This window comes from Microbacterium croceum (assembly GCF_023091245.1).
Classification (GTDB): domain Bacteria; phylum Actinomycetota; class Actinomycetes; order Actinomycetales; family Microbacteriaceae; genus Microbacterium; species Microbacterium croceum.
This window is the reverse complement of sequence record NZ_JAHWXN010000001.1, coordinates 2,780,067-2,797,415: the sequence shown is the minus strand read 5'-3', so window position 1 is coordinate 2,797,415 and position 17,349 is coordinate 2,780,067. Positions and strand designations below refer to the sequence as shown.

Here is a 17,349-nt window from a genome sequence, read left to right as displayed (position 1 = left end):
ATGGCCACCGAAGAAACCCTCGTCCTCGTCAAGCCCGACGGCGTCGCGCGCGGCCTGACCGGCGCGATCCTCGCCCGCATCGAAGCGAAGGGCTACGCGCTCGTCGACATCCGTCTCGTGGAGCCGGATCGCGACCTGCTCGCCGAGCACTACGCCGAGCACGAGGGAAAGCCGTTCTACGAGCCGCTCCTCGAGTTCATGCTCTCCGGCCCCTCGGTCGCTATCCGACTCGCGGGCAACCGCGTGATCGAGGGTTTCCGTTCGCTCGCCGGAACGACCGACCCGACCACCGCCGCACCCGGCACGATCCGTGGCGACTTCGGTCGCGACTGGGGCCTCAAGGTGCAGCAGAACCTGGTGCACGGCTCCGACAGCCCCGAGTCCGCGGCCCGCGAGCTCGGCATCTGGTTCGACTGAGCCCGTTCGCACGAAGGCCCGCCCACTGTGAAGTGGGCGGGCCTTCGTCGATCTCACGGCAGGCGTCAGAACAGGATCTTGACCATCTCACCCAGGAAGTCGAGACCCTGGAGTTGCGCGAGCAGGATGATGATCGCGTAGGAAACGATCGTCAGGAGCGGAACCCAGGCCATCAGCTTGTCTGCACGAGCCTGGGCCTTCTCGTTGCTGGTGAAGGTTCCGTTGCGCGTGAGGTGCAGCATCGTGGCGAAGAATGTCGGGATCGTGACGGCCCAGGTGACCATGCACCACGGGCACAGGACGAACAAGTCGTACAGGCTCTGGCCGATCAACCAGCAGACGAGTCCGAACGCAAAGGTGATCCCCACACCGAAAGCTGCCCAGAACCAGCGCGGGAAGCGCGCCCCAGCCAGGATCGCGACGCCGACGACGAGGGGTGCCATCCAGCCGGTGAGTCCCATGATCGGGTTCGGGAACCCGAACACGGACCCCTGCCACGACTGGAGGTTGGTGCTGCACTGGATGAATGGGCTCAGGTCACAGGAGAGGGCCTCTTGCGGGTTCTCCAGAAGAGCGAACTTCTCGACTGTGAGCTGGAAGGCGGCGAACCAGCCCACCACGCTCGCGATGATCAGCCAGACGGCATAGATGACGGGGCGGGTGCGCTGCTCGCTCATATGTGGATTATCTCAGCGGCTGCTATGGATGTGGCGTGAACGCACCGGAGAAAACACCGCGTCGGAGACGAGATGCCACGATCACGGCCACATGGTGCGATAAAGACGGCTATGCCCAGAAGTCACTGCTATTTCTGAAATTAGAGCTCTCTGCGAGGCCAACAGTAGCAAGGGTGGGCCATAGATCATGGCCCACCTCATGGCCCACTGGTGCGGCTGGCTTCGTCAGCTAGAAGGTGGGTGTCGCCTTGGCGGTATATCCGCAGGCTGGACAGAGCTGGACCATGATGTCGTCCACGAGCGAGCCCTTCAGCGGCGTCCCGTCATTCGGGCACCGGTAGAGGTCCTCGTACGGTCGCGCGATGTTCTTCGTGAGGATGGCGACGAACCGGTCCGCAAACTTGCCGAGCCGCTGGTAGTCACGCACCAGCTCATGGATCTCTTCGAACGTGAGGGTGTCGTACTCGACCATGCGCTCCCCGCCTGAGTCGAGGGAGCGCTTCACCACCATGACGGCTCCCCGTCGCCAGAGCCACACGCCGTGGACCAGGAGGTTCCGATATCGATTCAGGCCCGCGAGACGGTCAGCGAGATGATCGCCAACAGGCGCAAAGGCCGTGATGCCTCGCACGGCTGCCACCACCATCGTGCAGCGCACACGCGCCGGTCTCGACGCCGCGAAGGCGCAGGGCCGTGTCGGCGGTCGTCCCTCCGTCGTGGACTCCAAGAAGCTGGCGACGATCAAGAAGCTCTTGGCCTCCGGCGACCACAGCCGCGCCGACATCGCCCGCATGACCGAGATCTCTCAGGCGACGCTCTACCGAGTGATCGCGACGCTCTGAACGCCCGCTTCGTCCGCCTCTCGTCGGTACCGTCTGCCACGCTGTACTCATGGACGATGACGACGACCGCGAGACGTTCCTCCAGGCTGAAGGGCTTCCGGCGCTGAGCATGCCAGCGTTCCAGCTCCACCACTTCGCGATCACCGAGAGCTTCCAACGCGGCACCCCTGGATTCGTCACAGACGATTACCTAGAGGCCATTGCCGCGGCGACGACGCTGACCGCGGTCGAGCTGGAGACCGCCGGACTCTGGGTGCGGCGCGATGGCGGCTACTTCGTGAACGATGCCGACAGCATCCGAATGATGCTCAGCTTCCGCGAGGGCAGCGACGCCAACGCAGCCAAATGCCTGGCTCGCGGCCATCATCTCCCGAGCGAGGACGAGGACGACGACGACGTCGACTGGATCATCTGCCAGACCTGTCACGTCCCGTTGAAGCGCCCAGACGGCAAGCCGGTCGGGGGCGAGAACGGCGAGCCCCCGGACTACGGTCCCCGCCACGACGACCTCACCACGGAATAGCCCATGGCCCGGGAAAGGCCCTAAGGCCTACAGACGTGACCCGTCGTTCCGTTCCCAATCGACGGGACCGAGCGCGACCGCAGCGTCGATCCACTCATCGGATGCTCCCGGCCAGGACGTCGGCGGTTGTTCACCGGCGTAACGGTACTCCCCGAAGCGCCCAGTCGCTCCGATCCCCAGCACCCAGCCGGATGGCAAACGCCGCCATGCCCGCCATTTCTTCTTATCCCTCGTCGTTTCGACCACGATGCCGTGCTGATCTGGCAAGCCCCATTTCGACGCTGGACTGATGACCATGTCGGTGAGGTCATCCCAGAAGACTTCCCCCAGGCGCTCGTAGCGAAGCGCCTGGGCAGTGTGGACGAATTCGAGCGCTCTCTTCGTTCCATCGAACTCGCGCCGGTCGAGCTGAGCGCCATTACCGTCCACGCCGACCTGACCGGCGAAGCCCTCCAGGTCGGCGAGACGATTCGCCTCCCGGGTGTGACGACGTTCAACATCGTCGCGGAAGTCTCGCATCCTGGACAGGGCCTGTCGAAACGTCCTGGCCTCAGCCACCTGGTTGTACCGCCCCGTGAGTTCCTTTGCCCAGCGAACGGACCCTCGTAGCCCTACGAGCACGCCAAGGCGAGCGCGGAGGGGCATCTTGGTGTTCATCCAGAGCAACCGCTTCAAGATCATCTCGGTGGCCGCGTAAAAGGCCACTATGTACAGGAAGGGGAACATAGTAAACGGGAGCCAGACGGAGAGAGCTAGCTGGGCCAACATCTCCGGCCAGTCGAGCTTGTCCCAGTCGTTCACCGTCTGCACAGTGGTCCATACGACCAGCCCGATTCCGATCAGGAAGAGCGGGATGGAGAAGCAGCCGACGACTCTCCGCCCCTTCTCGTCACGCTGAGCGAACGCCGTCATGACGGACAAGATCACGATCACCGGCTGGGCGATCAGCTCGCCCCACAATGGGAGTGATTCCAGGTTCAGGTAGAACAAGAACAGCGCGGACAACGTCAGAGTCTCGCGACGGATATGACCGACGATCTCCGGCCCCGATTTGGCCTGTATGGCCTTGGACAGAAGCGGGAATCCGATACCGAACAGGATGATGACGGTGTCTTTCAACAGGGCCAGGTCCCATGCACCGATCAGCCACGCGAGCCAGATCCACAGAGCAACCCAAACGACGAAGAGGCCGAAGATGCGCAGGATCACCCATTGGAAGAGTGACTGTGCGACAGTCCGGATCGATGACACCAAGATGTCCCGCCATTTGGGCAGCGCGAGCGCGATCAGGATGAGTAGCCCGATCAGAATCACCGATGCCAGTTCACGGTTGTTCAGCATGTTCCCCCAGAAAGCCGATGCGACCGAGACGCAGCATCGTCTTCAACGTTTCGCAGACCGCTACAGCGTATCCGGGAGCACCGACACCGGAGCCCTGTCCGAATAGAACAAATGTTCGACTCTTGCTACCCTCGAAAGAGCCGCGAAAGTGAGGCGGAAGCGTGGGAGCGAGCGACAGGCTGAAGGCGTCGAACGACGTCCGCAGCGCGCGTGCCGCCATCTCCGCAGCAGCCCGGCGTGGTCCTCTCCAGACGCTCTCGGATCGGGAACTAGCCCTACGCGAACACCCTGTCACGGTCTACCCGTACGCTCTCCAGCGCCGGGTGCATGCATGGGTGCGGTTCGGAGCTGAGGCCGTCCGAGTGGACGCGAAGATCGTGCGATCCACCCCCCTCGCAGCCGGGATCGAGTTCCACGGCATCGATGAGACGTTCCGGTGCTGGGTATGGGGTAACGCCGTGTCGGTTAGCGAGGATCTCTAGCCCTCACCAGCGGACTCACGCTGGGCCTTTCGTGCGGCGCGTGTCGCCGCACTGCGCAAGCTCGCCTGCCGGGCGCGCTCGCTCCGCGCTTCGCGGCCCTGCTCGAACTCGATGACCCGGTTCACTTCCTTCGCCAGTTCGATCACTAGCCCGACGTCAGTCCGCAGCGCCGATTCCGCCTCTTCCCAGAGCGGCGACCAACGCGCCGTCATCCGAGCATCCGCCTCGCGCTTGTCTTCCAGCGCAAGCAGGTCATCAAAATCCAGTGGCTCACTCACGGGATCATCTCCGCCATCCTCTGTACCAGCGCACGATCCCGATCACGTGAGGCGTGCTGGTAGCGGAGCGCCGTGCGCATGTCGGAGTGTCCACCTCGCTGCATGATCTCAGCTAGGGTCGCGCCGGTCTTTCCGAATGCAGTCAGGCTGAGATGGCGGAGGTCGTGGATCACCAGGTCGTCCAACCCCCGTGATGATCGGATGCTGTCGAAGGTCCGGCGTGCCCGGTCGTAGCCAAGGCGACCGCCTCGGGAGTTCACGAACACCGGCTGGTCCATCGCCCTCCCGGAGCCGTTCAGGTGCGTCTGGAGAGCTTCCGGAGCCTGCGGCGGGATAGTGAGGTACCGGACCTGCTCCGGGTGTGCCTTGGTGCCCTGGACTCGCTGCGTGCGCACCATGTGATGCGAGACCACGATCTCGGAGTTCGGCATGTCGATGTCCTCGACATTGAGCGCGAGAGCTTCACCGATTCGACATCCGGAGCCAGCGAGAGCCCAGAGGAGAGCGCGCTCCTGATCCGTTGCCGCCGCCTCGTAGAGGACTTGGAAGTCGCTCCAGCTCCACGTGGGCCTCCGCTTCGTCTTCGTCGCGGCGACTCCCTCCACGATGCAGGGATTGGACGGGATCTCCTGCATCTTCACCGCGCGGATCATCACCATGGAGAGGATGCTGTAGCGCTGACCGTTGGACGGCGAGCCCTGGGGGAGTACCTCGTTGAACCACCTATCGATGTCGCGGGGCGTGATGTCTCGGAGCTTCATCTGACCGAAGGTGGGGATCACCCACTTCCGAAGCATCGCCTGGTAGTTGGTCCAGGTCGAGAGAGTAACCCGGCGCTTCCGGTCCAGGAGGGTGCGCTCGGCGAACGTCACGAACAACTCACCGCCCCTACTGCGGTCTTCGATGACTTTCGGGGTTCGGTGCTGCGACAGGTCCAACTTGGCCTGGGCTTCGACTAGGTCGCGCTCTTCCTCGGAGTCGTAGTAGCCCAGGTCGATCTTCTTCTTGATCTCCGGATTCCAAATCCTCGCGCGGTACTTCTTGGTGCTCATAATGTGTGGTCCTCCTACCCGTGATACGCCGGTCGGAGAGCGTTCATCCAGTGTCTGGCCCGCGGTTCTTGGCCTACCCGTTTTGGCCCACCGCCCCGACTCGCCTACTCCCGGCTGAGAAGTAGGACGAACGGGTGCGGCGTGCGATAATGGCCTGTGATGCGATGAGCGGCGCCGCCGTCACACGTATTGACGCAGACTTCGGGGCCCATGCCCCAGCGATCAGAGCCATGAGCCGGTCGCAGACCGAATGAGTTCGCGACACCCGCGGGTGACGCATGAGATTTCGCGGAGCACCTAGTGCCCGCGCAGGGAGCAAGCCAGAGATGGCCGACGAGAACAATGACAACAACACCCCTACCCTCGACTTCCCGGTTGACGCCGCGGATCAGCTGACGGAGCCCACCGCTTCCGAGGCCGAGGGTGTGTCTGAAGAAGCAGCGGAAAGCTCTGCCGAATCTGCCACGAACGTCGAGAAGGTGAGCGCCTCCGGCGAGGAGGATGCCGCACCTACTGCCGAGGAGGCTCCCGCAGACGAGGCGCAGGCTCCTGCTGAGGAGCAGGCTCCCTCTGTCGAGGATGCTCCTGCGGAGGAAGCTCCTGCTGTGGAAGCTCCTGCTGACGACGCTCCCGCTGCGGACGCTCCCGCCGAGGAAGCAGCTCCCGCAGACGAGGCTCCTGCTCCGGTCGAGGAGCCTGCCGCTCCCACCCCGGTGACTGCGGTCTCGCTGGGCCTGCTGCCCGAGGTCTTCGTCTCGCAGGTGTCCACGCAGCTCCACTTCTACGCACCGGCGATCGTCCCGCTGCCCGCACGCCCTGAGCGCGAGCGCATCTTCGACCGCATCGCCGAGCGTGAGCAGCCGCAGGAGGAATCGACCTCGGCTCGCCGTGGTCGTCGCCGCCGCGGAGGTTCCGACGGAGACGACCAGCGCGAAGAGCCGCGCCAGCGTCAGCGCGTCGTCGAGTACATCACCGAGCCGAAGGCCATCAAGGGCTCCACTCGCCTCGAGGCGAAGAAGCAGCGCCGCCGCGACGGTCGCGATGCCGGTCGCCGTCGCCCGGTCGTGACCGAGGCCGAGTTCCTCGCCCGTCGTGAGTCCGTCGACCGCATGATGGTGGTGCGCTCCAAGAACGGTCGCACCCAGATCGGCGTCCTCGAGGACGGCGTTCTCGTGGAGCACTACGTGGCCCGCAACCAGGACGCATCGCTCATCGGGAACGTCTACCTCGGCCGCGTGCAGAACGTGCTCCCGAGCATGGAGGCCGCCTTCGTCGACATCGGCCGCGGCCGCAACGCCGTGCTCTACTCCGGCGAGGTCGACTGGGACGGCGTCGAGACCGGCAACCAGCCGCGTCGTATCGAGCTGGCCCTGAAGCCGGGCGACCGTGTGCTCGTGCAGGTCACCAAGGACCCCGTGGGGCACAAGGGCGCCCGTCTGACGAGCCAGATCTCGCTGCCCGGCCGCTACCTCGTGTACGTGCCCGGTGGCTCGATGAACGGCATCAGCCGCAAACTGCCGGACAACGAGCGCGCCCGCCTCAAGCGCATCCTCAAGGAGGTCCTGCCCGAGTCCTCCGGCGTGATCGTCCGCACGGCAGCCGAGGGTGCGACCGAAGACCAGCTCACCCGTGATGTGCAGCGTCTCACCAGCCAGTGGGAGCACATCCAGAAGCAGGTGGAGAACCAGCAGGCTCCCGCCCTGCTGCACGCCGAGCCGGATCTGCTCGTCAAGATCGTCCGTGACGTGTTCAACGAGGACTTCACGAAGATGCTCATCCAGGGCGAGGAGGCGCAGCGCACCATCCGCGCCTACCTCGAGAGCGTCGCTCCCGACCTGCTCGAGCGTGTCGACTCCTACGAGGACGAGACCGACCCCTTCGATGCTTTCCGCATCACCGAGCAGATCGAGAAGGCTCTCGACCGCAAGGTCTGGCTGCCCTCGGGCGGCTCGCTCGTGATCGACCGCACCGAGGCGATGACCGTGGTCGACGTCAATACCGGGAAGTTCGTCGGTTCCGGCGGCAACCTGGAGGAGACGGTCACCAAGAACAACCTCGAGGCCGCCGAGGAGATCGTCCGCCAGCTGCGTCTGCGCGACATCGGCGGCATCATCGTCGTCGACTTCATCGACATGGTGCTCGAGTCGAACCGCGACCTCGTGCTGCGCCGTCTGATCGAGTGCTTGAGCCGTGACCGCACGAAGCACCAGGTCGCAGAGGTCACCTCGCTCGGCCTCGTGCAGATGACGCGTAAGAAGCTCGGCCTCGGCCTGCTGGAGACCTTCAGCGAGGCCTGCGAGGTCTGCGCCGGTCGCGGAGTGATCGTGCACCACGACCCCGTCGTGAAGCACCGCTCCAACAGCAATGGGAACAGCAACGGTGGACAGGGCGGCGGCAACAGTCAGGGCGGACGTCGCCAGCGCGGCGGCAACGGTGGCGGCCAGAGCCAGAGCGCTCCGCCGGCCGCCACGGTGACCCACAGCATCCCCGAGGGAGCGAAGTCCGCGCTCGCGCAGATAGCCGCCTCGACACTCGCTCCGAACGCCGAGCCCGCCGAGCCCTCTATCGAGCTCCCCGAGGCGACGACCGAGGCTCCCGCCAAAGCGGAGCGTCCCAAGAAGGCGCGCAAGAAGCGCGGAGCGGACCGCAACGGCCCGAAGTCGCCCGCCGAGCAGCTGCTCGACTCGGTGCTGGATGCTCTCCCTGAGCCCAAAGCGCCTGGTCAGGGACGGGGACGTCGTCGGGTCAGCACGGCCGCCCTCACCGGCACCCCGGTGTCGGTGAACGGGGAGAGCTCAGCGCCGGTCGCGGGCGGGGACCCTGAGTCCTGAGGCGATCAGTCGCCTCACCAGCTCCTTGCCGCCGACGTGCTGAGCGCCGGCTGTGAGGAGCCGGGGGATGATCTCCTCCGGAACGTCGTAGTGATCGAGGTCGAACGCGCGTGCAGGCACATCGTGCGCTCGCGCAAAAGCGTGCAGTTCTTCCAGGGTGTCGTCGCTGACCAGATGGGCCCAGAGCCGACCGTGGGCGGGCCAGAGCGGGTCGTCGACGAGTATGGTCATCTTGTCAGCCTATGGGCGGACACACCCCGCGGCTCACTTTGCGGCAGGGTCCGCCATCCGGTAAAGTAGTCCCTTGGTGCGTATGCCGCCCCGTCCTCGCCGGTCGGAGTGGAGAGCCTTGCGTTCGCACCCGCCGCCCGCGGTGCATGCAAGCAACAGTCTTCCCGTGAGATTCTCGGAGCGCTTTGCTCCCCAACGAAACAGGTATGAAGTGGTTTACGCAGTAGTGCGCGCCGGTGGGCGGCAGGAGAAGGTCGAGGTCGGCACGATCGTTCAGCTCGATCGTGTGAAGGCTGCCCAGGGCGAGAACATCGAGCTCGCAGCTGTGCTGCTCGTCGATGGCACCTCCGTGACCACCGACGCCGACAAGCTCGCGAAGGTCAAGGTCACGGCTGAGGTCATCGGCAACCTCCGCGGCCCGAAGATCGTCATCCAGAAGTACAAGAACAAGACCGGCTACAAGAAGCGTCAGGGCCACCGCCAGGAGCTCACGCGCGTCAAGATCACCGGCATCAAGTAAAGACCGAGGAGACCAGGACATGGCACATAAAAAGGGCGCAAGCTCCACCCGTAACGGTCGTGACTCCAACGCACAGCGCCTCGGCGTGAAGCGCTTCGGCGGTCAGCAGGTCAACGCCGGCGAGATCATCGTCCGCCAGCGTGGCACCCACTTCCACCCCGGCGTGAACGTCGGCCGTGGAGGAGACGACACGCTGTTCGCTCTGGCCGCAGGCGCCGTGCAGTTCGGCGCCAAGGGTGGCCGCAAGGTCATCAACATCGTCGCCGCCGGCGAGTAATCGCAGCACGACACACACAATCATCCGGTTCGGGGCGGGCTTCGGCTCGCCCCGTCCGTGTATCTGAGGGGAACTCGACATGGTCAGCTTCGTCGACACCGTGACGCTGCATCTGCGCGCCGGCAAGGGCGGGAACGGCTGTGTCTCGGTTCACCGCGAGAAGTTCAAGCCGCTCGGCGGTCCTGACGGTGGAAACGGCGGAGACGGCGGAGATATCGTTCTTGTCGCTGACACCCAGACCGGAACGCTGCTGTCGTACCATCACTCACCGCACCGCTCGGCGGGGAACGGCGGCCCCGGAATGGGTGACCACCGTGCGGGATTCATGGGGGAGGACCTCGAGCTTCCCGTGCCGGTCGGCACCGTCGTGAAGTCGCCCGACGGCAACGTCCTGATCGACATGATCGTGCCGGGGGAGCGCTTCGTCGTCGCCGCGGGCGGTCAGGGAGGTCTCGGCAACGCGGCTCTCTCGTCGCCGAAGCGCAAGGCTCCTGGTTTCGCTCTCCTCGGCACGCCGGGCTACGAGGGTGACGTCATCCTCGAGCTCAAGACCGTGGCCGATGTCGCGCTGGTCGGCTATCCGTCCGCCGGAAAGTCGAGTCTGATCGGAGCGATCTCGGCCGCACGGCCCAAGATCGCCGACTATCCGTTCACCACGCTGCACCCGAACCTCGGTGTCGTGCAGGCCGGCGAATCGCGCTATACGGTCGCCGATGTGCCCGGTCTCGTGGAAGGTGCCAGCGAAGGCCGCGGTCTCGGCCTCGAGTTCCTGCGTCACGTCGAGCGGTGCTCCGCGTTGCTGCACGTGCTGGACTGCGCGACGCTCGAGCCGGGTCGGGACCCGATCTCCGACCTCGATGTCATCCTCGGAGAGCTGGCCGCGTACGAGGTGCCGGAAGGACAGACCCCGCTGCTGGAGCGCCCGCAGCTCATCGCTCTCAACAAGATCGACGTGCCGGAGGCACGCGACCTCGCCGAGCTCGTGCGCCCCGACCTCGAGGCCCGCGGCTTCCGCGTGTTCGAGATCTCCACGATCTCCCATGAGGGACTGCGCCCGCTGACCTTCGCGCTCGGCGAGATCGTCGAGAAGCACCGCGCCGAGACCGTCGTCGAGGTGCCTGAGCGCATCGTCATCCGTCCTCGCCGCTCCAAGAAGGAGTTCACCATCCGCGTGGAGGGCGGGACGTACGGCAACGTGTACCGCATCCTCGGTGAGAAGCCGGTGCGCTGGGTGCAGCAGACCGATTTCCAGAACGAGGAGGCCGTGGGGTACCTGGCCGATCGTCTGGAGCGCCTCGGTGTCGAAGACGAGCTGTTCCGCGTCGGCGCCGTCCAGGGCTCGACCGTCGTGATCGGCGAAGCCGACAGCATCGTGTTCGACTGGGAGCCGACGATGACCTCGGCCGCCGAGCTCATGACGGCACCACGAGGGACGGATCCGCGACTCGCCCCGAACTCGCGCCGCACCACCTCGGAGCGTCGTGAGACCTACTACGAGCGCATGGATGCCAAGGCCGAAGCCCGAGCAGAGGTGGAAGCTCAGCGTCTCGCCGCCTACCGGGGAGACGACGAGTGACCGCACGATCACGGGCCGACCTCGCCACCGCATCACGCATCGTGGTGAAGGTGGGGTCGTCCTCGATCAGTGGCGAGGCGTCCTGGCGCATCCCGGTGCTCGTCGAGGCACTGGCTGCCGCGCACGCTCGCGGCGCAGAGGTCGTGCTGGTGTCGTCCGGCGCGATCGCGACCGGCATCCCGTTCCTGCAGCTCGACGCGCGGCCCACGGATCTCGCCACGCAGCAGGCGGCTGCGGCTGTCGGCCAGACGATGCTCGTGTACCGGTATCAGGAGTCGCTGCGGCCCTTCGAGATCGTCGCAGGGCAGGTGCTCCTGACCACCGGTGATCTCGAGAACCCGACGTCGCGCAGCAATGCACGCCGTGCGATGGAGCGGCTGATGGGGTTGCGGGTGCTGCCGATCGTGAACGAGAACGACACGGTCGCGACGCAGGAGATCCGGTTCGGCGACAACGACCGTCTCGGAGCACTCGTCGCACAGCTGATCCAGGCAGACGCGTTGATCCTGCTCAGCGACATCGAGTCCCTGTACACCAAGCCCCCGACGGACCCGGGAGCCGAGCCGATCGACGTCATCGCCGCGGACGCTGATCTGAGCGGCCTGGAGTTCGGCGCCACGGTCGTCAACAGCGTCGGCACCGGGGGAGCGGCGACCAAGGTCTCCGCTGCTCGTCTCGCCGCGGCATCCGGGATCGGCGTGCTCGTCACCAGCGCTGACCTGGTCGACAAGGCTCTTGCCGGAGCCGAGATCGGCACGTGGTTCGAGCCGGCTGTCTGACCGCAGCATCATGCACGTCACGCGCCGATCCGGGAGCTCGCCCACGCTCTAGACTGGGCGCATGACCGACCAGACCCCTCAGGTGCGCCTCGAGCGCGCAAAGGGCGCGTCCCGCGCGATCGCCGCCCTCACCAGTGACGACAAGGCGCGCGCCCTCGAGGCTATCGCGGTCGCCCTGGAAACGAACGCGGCGCCGATCATCGATGCCAATGCGCTCGACATCGCCCGAGGCCGCGCCGACGGCATCGGCGAATCACTCATCGACCGTCTGCGTCTGGACGAGAGGCGCGTCGCAGCGCTCGCCTCCGCAGTGCGTCAGGTCGCCGCACTTCCTGACCCGGTCGGCAGGGTGGTCGGTGGGCACCGGATGCCGAACGGGGTATCGCTCGAACAGGTGCGCGTGCCCTTCGGTGTGGTCGGCGCGATCTACGAAGCGCGTCCCAACGTCACGGTCGATATCGCCGCACTCGCCCTGCGTTCCGGCAATGCCGTGGTGCTGCGCGGAGGGAGTGCTGCACTCGAGTCGAACACCGTGCTCGTGCGGGTCATGCGTGAGGCTCTGGAGAGGGCCGGAATCACTCCCGAAGCGGTCCAGACGGTCGACGATTTCGGCCGGGACGGTGCGAAGGCCCTGATGCATGGTCGCGGATTCATCGACGTCCTGGTGCCTCGCGGGAGCGCGGGGCTGATCGAGACCGTCGTGACCGAGTCCACCGTGCCGGTCATCGAGACCGGTGCGGGCAACGTGCATATCCTGCTCGACGAGAGCGCGCCCGACGATTGGGCGCGTGACATCGTCGTGAACGCCAAGGTGCAGCGGCCGAGCGTCTGCAACGCCGTCGAGACCGTTCTCGTGCATCGCCAGGCGGCGCCGCGACTGATCCCCCTGGTCGCGAGCGCGCTGCAGAGCGAAGGCGTCGCCGTGCACGGCGACGACATCGTCGCCGGACTCGTGTCGAACGTCATCCCCGCCACGGAGGAGGACTGGGCGACCGAGTACCTCAGCCTGGACGTCGCGATCAAGGTCGTCGATTCACTCGACGAGGCTCTCGACCACATCCGCCGCTACAGCACCGGACACACCGAGTCGATCATCTCCACGGACTCGCGCAACATCGAGCGCTTCCTCGCGGAGGTCGATTCGGCCGTCGTGATGGCGAACGCCTCGACCCGCTTCACGGATGGAGCGGAGTTCGGCTTCGGCGCGGAGGTCGGCATCTCGACGCAGAAGCTTCACGCCCGCGGTCCGATGGGGCTGGCCGAGCTGACCAGCACCAAGTGGCTGGCGCGTGGATCAGGGCAGACGCGCGGCTGAGGACTAGACTGGGTGACGCTGTACCGTACCCGGTCATGAAACGGAGCCCCGATGAACCTCGTCGCACAGATCGCGATGGCCGCTGCCGAAACCGAGCACCATGGCAACGTCGCCCTCGAGACCCTCATCTTCGGGGTCATCGCAGCGGTCGTCTTCGCGTTCCTCGGCTTGGTGACGCTGTCTTACAAGAACGTCGCCAACCGTCACTCCGCGAAGGCCGAGGCCTGGGCTGCGAAGCACGGCAAGGACAGCCACGGGGCGGGACACGGCCACTAGGCCCCCATGAACGCAGCGACCTCGCGTGCTCCACGCATCGGCGTGATGGGCGGAACGTTCGACCCCATCCACCACGGACACCTGGTCGCCGCCAGCGAGGTGGCGCATTCGTTCGATCTGGACGAGGTCGTCTTCGTCCCCACCGGTCATCCGTGGCAGAAGTCGGGCGTCACGCCCAGCGAGCACCGCTATCTGATGACGGTCATCGCGACCGCCTCGAACCCGCAGTTCACCGTCAGCCGTGTGGACATCGACCGTGAGGGCCCGACCTACACGATCGACACGCTGAAGGATCTGAAGCGCGATCGTGGGGATGCGGAGCTCTTCTTCATCACCGGAGCCGACGCCGTAGCGCAAATTCTCAGTTGGAGGGACCATGATGAGTTGTGGGAGTTGGCCCATTTCGTCGCGGTCTCGCGCCCAGGACATGTCCTGAGCACTGACGGCCTCCCGAGCGACAACGTCAGCCAACTGGAAGTGCCGGCCCTGTCGATCTCGTCGACGGCCTGCCGTGAACGCGTTCGCGACGATCAGCCGGTCTGGTACCTCGTCCCCGACGGAGTCGTCCAGTACATCGCGAAGCATCACCTGTATCGGAGCAAGGCATGAGTACATCGGATCAGCAGGAGCAGGGTCCGCTGACGCGTAAGCAGCTGCGGGAGATCCGGCTGACGGGTTCCACGCCTGTCATCACTCCCGAGGATGCCGCTGCGGCGGCCGCGGCCGATGTGGTCGTGCCCCCGATTCCGCCACTGCCGCAGCCGGTCGAGCCGGTCGCTGTTACGCCCGCGCCCGTGACCGAGAACGACTCGGACACCGACGCCCCGCTCACCCGTCGTCAGGCTCGGGCTCGGGAGCGCGTCCGCGCCGCCGCGGATCCCGTGATTGGCGCCGGCGATGAGGCCGACACCGCGTCGACCATCGCGGCGCCCGCGACGGAGGACGCCACGCGCGAGGAGCCCGCAGCCGAGGCAGCGCCGGTCGACGAGGCGCCCACGATCGTCGATTCCCCGAGCATCGTGTCGGCCGTTCCCGATTTCGCTCGCTCTGCGCCCTCGGATGCCGACGACGACGATGAGGGCGTCGACGACGTCGCGACCGTCCAGCCCGTGAGCGCTGTGAGCGCCGCTGACTCGATGGGCGAGATCCCACTCGAGGTCGTCGACGCGTCTGCAGACGGCGTCGAGGCTCTCGGTCTCGCGAGCGACACGGATCCTGATGACGTGCTCGCCGATGCCGAGGATGCACACGATGACGTGCGGCCGGATGAACGTCCCACCGTGAACCCCGCCTTCGGAGAGGAACTCCTGGGCGAGCCTGCGGAAGATCCTCAGCCCTTCACCCCTTCGTTCGACGAGTTGCTCTCGGTCGGCGATTCCACCGGCTCTCAGCACATCGCGCCGAGCGCCCTCATCTTCACGCCGTCGCCCGGTGAAGGATCCCTCTCCGGACCCGTCGCGTCCACCGGAGAGATCCTGGTCACGGGTTCCTACGAGCTGCCTCAGGGCATCGGTTCGCAGGGGCACGCGCACGGCACAACCGACGGCAAGGAGGTGGACGCCGTGCTCATCGACGGCGAACTGCCTCCCGCGTCATCACCCACGCCGATCGCGGCGAGCTCCGCGGTCAGCACCATCAAGCCCGCCGGCGAGGTGATTCGTCCCCCCGCGCCAGAAAAGGGCAACAAGCTCATGCTCATCCTGGCGATCACGGCCGGCGGCCTTGCGCTCGCCCTGGGCGTCGTCCTCATTTTCGCCTTCACCACGAATGTGTTCTGATGCAATCACCTGAAACTGCCGAAGAAATGCTGCGCATCGCCGCAGACGCCGCTGCCTCCAAGGGCGGTGAGGACCTCGTCGCCCTGAATGTCTCTGAACCGCTTCCGCTCGTCGACATCTTCCTTCTCGTCACCGGTAACAGCGAGCGCAACGTCGCCGCGATCGCCGACGAGGTCGAGGACAAGCTCCTGGAGTCCGGTCACAAGCGCGTGCGCCGTGAAGGGCGCGCAGAATCGCGCTGGATCCTGCTGGACTTCGGTGATCTGATCGTGCACGTCTTCCACCAGGAGGAGCGGGTCTACTACGACCTCGAGCGCCTGTGGAAGGACTGCCCGGTCGTGCCGATCGAGCTTGCGGAACCCGTCTCAGGAGAGTGACTCCCTGATATCGCCGCCCCCGTACTGCGTGAGCAGCTCCGGGGGCGGCGACTCGTTTCAGGCCGACAGTGCTGTGCGTCGCTGCAGCATGCCGCGTTCGGTGCGCGTCTGCGGCGGGATCGCCGACAGCAGCGACCGGGTGTAGGGGTGTGTCGGGTTCTTGTAGACGTCTTCTGTGTCGCCGATCTCGACCATGTTGCCCAGATACATCACGGCGACGCGGTCGGCGATGTGGCGCACCAGCGAGAGGTCGTGGGCGATGAAGACGATCGACATGCCCAGCCGTTCGCGCAGATCGCACAGCAGGTCGATGATCTGCGCGCGGATCGATACATCGAGGGCTGAGACGGGTTCGTCGCACACCAGGACATCCGGGTGCAGGGCGAGGGCGCGGGCGATGCCGATGCGCTGACGCTGCCCGCCGGAGAACTGATGCGGAAAGCGCGAGCCCATCTCGGGCGTGAGCCCGACGAGCTCCAGCAGTTCGGCGACGCGCTCGCGACGAGCCGCCGGGGTTCCCGATCTGTTCGCCGCCAGTGGTTCGGCGATGATCTGCTGCACGGTCATGCGCGGATTCAGTGACATGTATGGATCCTGGAAGACCATCTGCACGCCACGGCGGAGGATCTTGCGGTCCCTCAGGCGGCCGCGGGTCACGTCCTGGTCGCGGTAGCTCAGCGTGCCGGCATCCGGTGTGTCGAGGCCGACCAGCATCCGTGCCAGCGTGGACTTGCCGCTCCCGGATTCCCCGACGATCGCTAGGATCTCTCCGCTGCGCAGGTGCAGATCGACTCCGGCCACTGCGGCGACACGATGCGCACGACGGCCGCTGCCGGAGCGGAACGTGCGCTCCAGACCCCGTCCCTCGAGGATCGGCGGTGCATCCACGTCTCCGCTCGCCGGGCTCACGTCGTGCGGCATGGAGTGCAGCAGCTGCTTCGTGTACTCGTGCTGCGGTGCGGTGAGCACCGTGTCAGCGCTGCCTGCTTCGACGATGCGCCCTGCGCGCATGACGGCGACCTGGTCGGCCACCTCCATCACGACTCCGAGATCGTGCGTGATGAGCAGGATGCCCATGCCCAGCCGATCGCGCAGGGAGAGCAGCAGATCGAGGATCTGCGCCTGCACAGTCACGTCGAGGGCGGTGGTCGGCTCGTCCGCGATGATGAGGTCGGGCTCCAACGCGATGGCCATGGCGATGAGGATGCGCTGGCGTTGCCCGCCGGAGAACTGGTGGGGAAAGTCGTGCACTCGCTTCTCGGGGGTCGGGATGCCCACCAGGCCGAGCAACTCGACGGCACGCTTCTCTGCTGCCCGTCGGCTCATGGTGCGGTGCGCGCGGATGAGGTCGATGATCTGGTCGCCGATGTCGAGCACGGGATTCAGGGCTGAGAGGGCATCCTGCATGACCAGGCTCACCCGCACGCCGCGTAGGCGACGATGCTGTTCGCTGCTCAGGGACAGCAGGTCCGTGCCGCTGAGGGTCATGCTCTCGGCCTCGATGTCATCTTTGTCGATCAGCCCCATGATCGCTCGCGCCGTCATCGACTTCCCCGAACCGGATTCGCCCAGCAGAGCGAACACCTCGCCGCGGCGCACGGTGAGGTCGACACCGTCGACGACGCGATTGCGACGTCCGTCGCTGGACAGCGTCACGGTGAGGCCGTGGACGTCGAGGACGATGCCATGCGCGGGTGCGGACGTGTTCTCCATGGATGTCATCATGCCAGCATTCTCCCTCTGAATTGTTTCGAACAGGAAACATCTCAGCCGAAAA

General features: G+C 65.9%; 20 protein-coding genes. 13 read left to right on the top strand and 7 right to left on the bottom strand.

The window, feature by feature from the left end; all coding sequences use genetic code 11:
- The gene (ndk, locus tag KZC51_RS13285; protein WP_017830321.1) at positions 1–417 is read left to right on the top strand and encodes a nucleoside-diphosphate kinase; all 417 of its coding nucleotides are present in this window, start codon (positions 1–3) and stop codon (positions 415–417) included.
- Positions 418–482: 65 nt separating this feature from the next.
- Here the strand turns inward: ndk and KZC51_RS13280 are convergent, their stop codons facing one another.
- Both KZC51_RS13280 and KZC51_RS13275 read right to left on the bottom strand, forming a co-directional pair.
- Complete coding sequence (locus KZC51_RS13280) at positions 483–1,094, bottom strand: vitamin K epoxide reductase family protein (RefSeq protein ID WP_247630421.1); 612 nt, start codon at positions 1,092–1,094, stop codon at positions 483–485.
- A gap of 229 nt (positions 1,095–1,323) precedes the next feature.
- Positions 1,324–1,605, bottom strand: a complete 282-nt coding sequence (locus KZC51_RS13275) for a TFIIB-type zinc ribbon-containing protein (RefSeq protein ID WP_247630420.1) — start codon at positions 1,603–1,605, stop codon at positions 1,324–1,326.
- Positions 1,606–1,714: 109 nt separating this feature from the next.
- On the opposite strand from KZC51_RS13275, the gene KZC51_RS13270 reads away from it, so the two are divergent.
- Both KZC51_RS13270 and KZC51_RS13265 read left to right on the top strand, forming a co-directional pair.
- Positions 1,715–1,936, top strand: coding sequence for a helix-turn-helix domain-containing protein (locus KZC51_RS13270; RefSeq protein WP_247630419.1), 222 nt, complete (start codon positions 1,715–1,717; stop codon positions 1,934–1,936).
- Between the two features lie 49 nt (positions 1,937–1,985).
- The gene (locus KZC51_RS13265; protein WP_247630418.1) at positions 1,986–2,459 is read left to right on the top strand and encodes a hypothetical protein; all 474 of its coding nucleotides are present in this window, start codon (positions 1,986–1,988) and stop codon (positions 2,457–2,459) included.
- A 27-nt stretch (positions 2,460–2,486) separates the two neighbouring features.
- On the opposite strand, the gene KZC51_RS13260 is transcribed toward KZC51_RS13265, so the two are convergent.
- From KZC51_RS13260 to KZC51_RS13250, 3 genes are all read right to left on the bottom strand, one after another.
- Positions 2,487–3,800 (bottom strand): hypothetical protein, encoded by a 1,314-nt coding sequence (locus tag KZC51_RS13260; protein WP_247630417.1) that lies wholly within the window; start codon positions 3,798–3,800, stop codon positions 2,487–2,489.
- Positions 3,801–4,278: 478 nt separating this feature from the next.
- A complete protein-coding gene (locus tag KZC51_RS13255) occupies positions 4,279–4,560 on the bottom strand; it encodes a hypothetical protein (RefSeq protein WP_247630416.1) in 282 nt (93 codons plus the stop codon).
- The gene (locus KZC51_RS13250; RefSeq protein ID WP_247630415.1) at positions 4,557–5,612 is read right to left on the bottom strand and encodes a tyrosine-type recombinase/integrase; all 1,056 of its coding nucleotides are present in this window, start codon (positions 5,610–5,612) and stop codon (positions 4,557–4,559) included. Before KZC51_RS13250 ends, KZC51_RS13255 begins: the two co-directional genes overlap by 4 nt.
- A gap of 326 nt (positions 5,613–5,938) precedes the next feature.
- Here KZC51_RS13250 and KZC51_RS13245 point away from each other — a divergent pair, with 326 nt between their 5' ends.
- Positions 5,939–8,443: an Rne/Rng family ribonuclease gene (locus tag KZC51_RS13245; protein WP_247630414.1), complete on the top strand. Its 2,505-nt coding sequence runs from the start codon at positions 5,939–5,941 to the stop codon at positions 8,441–8,443.
- Here the strand turns inward: KZC51_RS13245 and KZC51_RS13240 are convergent.
- Positions 8,408–8,674, bottom strand: a complete 267-nt coding sequence (locus KZC51_RS13240; RefSeq protein ID WP_247630413.1) for a DUF4031 domain-containing protein — start codon at positions 8,672–8,674, stop codon at positions 8,408–8,410. The two genes, KZC51_RS13245 and KZC51_RS13240, sit on opposite strands and share 36 nt — an antisense overlap.
- 211 nt (positions 8,675–8,885) lie before the next feature.
- Here KZC51_RS13240 and rplU point away from each other — a divergent pair, with 211 nt between their 5' ends.
- The 9 genes from rplU to rsfS all read left to right on the top strand — a co-directional run bounded on the left by rplU (position 8,886) and on the right by rsfS (position 15,572).
- The gene (gene rplU / locus KZC51_RS13235; RefSeq protein WP_247630412.1) at positions 8,886–9,194 is read left to right on the top strand and encodes a 50S ribosomal protein L21; all 309 of its coding nucleotides are present in this window, start codon (positions 8,886–8,888) and stop codon (positions 9,192–9,194) included.
- Between the two features lie 19 nt (positions 9,195–9,213).
- Entirely contained in the window at positions 9,214–9,471 is a 258-nt protein-coding gene (gene rpmA, locus KZC51_RS13230) for a 50S ribosomal protein L27 (RefSeq protein ID WP_247630411.1), read from the top strand.
- A gap of 79 nt (positions 9,472–9,550) precedes the next feature.
- Complete coding sequence (gene obgE, locus KZC51_RS13225) at positions 9,551–11,047, top strand: GTPase ObgE (RefSeq protein WP_247630410.1); 1,497 nt, start codon at positions 9,551–9,553, stop codon at positions 11,045–11,047.
- Entirely contained in the window at positions 11,044–11,826 is a 783-nt protein-coding gene (gene proB / locus KZC51_RS13220; RefSeq protein ID WP_247630409.1) for a glutamate 5-kinase, read from the top strand. The genes obgE and proB overlap by 4 nt, the downstream gene beginning before the upstream one ends.
- Before the next feature lie 61 nt (positions 11,827–11,887).
- Positions 11,888–13,141 carry a glutamate-5-semialdehyde dehydrogenase gene (locus tag KZC51_RS13215; protein WP_247630408.1) on the top strand — a complete coding sequence of 418 codons (1,254 nt, stop codon included), beginning with the start codon at positions 11,888–11,890 and terminating at the stop codon, positions 13,139–13,141.
- 51 nt (positions 13,142–13,192) lie between these two features.
- On the top strand, positions 13,193–13,417 hold the full coding sequence (locus KZC51_RS13210) for a hypothetical protein (RefSeq protein ID WP_247630407.1): 225 nt from the start codon (positions 13,193–13,195) through the stop codon (positions 13,415–13,417).
- Between the two features lie 6 nt (positions 13,418–13,423).
- Positions 13,424–14,026: a nicotinate-nucleotide adenylyltransferase gene (gene nadD, locus KZC51_RS13205; protein ID WP_247630406.1), complete on the top strand. Its 603-nt coding sequence runs from the start codon at positions 13,424–13,426 to the stop codon at positions 14,024–14,026.
- Positions 14,023–15,195 carry a hypothetical protein gene (locus KZC51_RS13200; RefSeq protein ID WP_247630405.1) on the top strand — a complete coding sequence of 391 codons (1,173 nt, stop codon included), beginning with the start codon at positions 14,023–14,025 and terminating at the stop codon, positions 15,193–15,195. Before nadD ends, KZC51_RS13200 begins: the two co-directional genes overlap by 4 nt.
- On the top strand, positions 15,195–15,572 hold the full coding sequence (rsfS, locus tag KZC51_RS13195) for a ribosome silencing factor (RefSeq protein ID WP_247630404.1): 378 nt from the start codon (positions 15,195–15,197) through the stop codon (positions 15,570–15,572). The genes KZC51_RS13200 and rsfS overlap by 1 nt, the downstream gene beginning before the upstream one ends.
- 57 nt (positions 15,573–15,629) lie before the next feature.
- On the opposite strand, the gene KZC51_RS13190 is transcribed toward rsfS, so the two are convergent.
- Positions 15,630–17,297: a dipeptide ABC transporter ATP-binding protein gene (locus tag KZC51_RS13190; RefSeq protein WP_247630403.1), complete on the bottom strand. Its 1,668-nt coding sequence runs from the start codon at positions 17,295–17,297 to the stop codon at positions 15,630–15,632.
- Between the last annotated feature and the right edge of the window lie 52 nt (positions 17,298–17,349).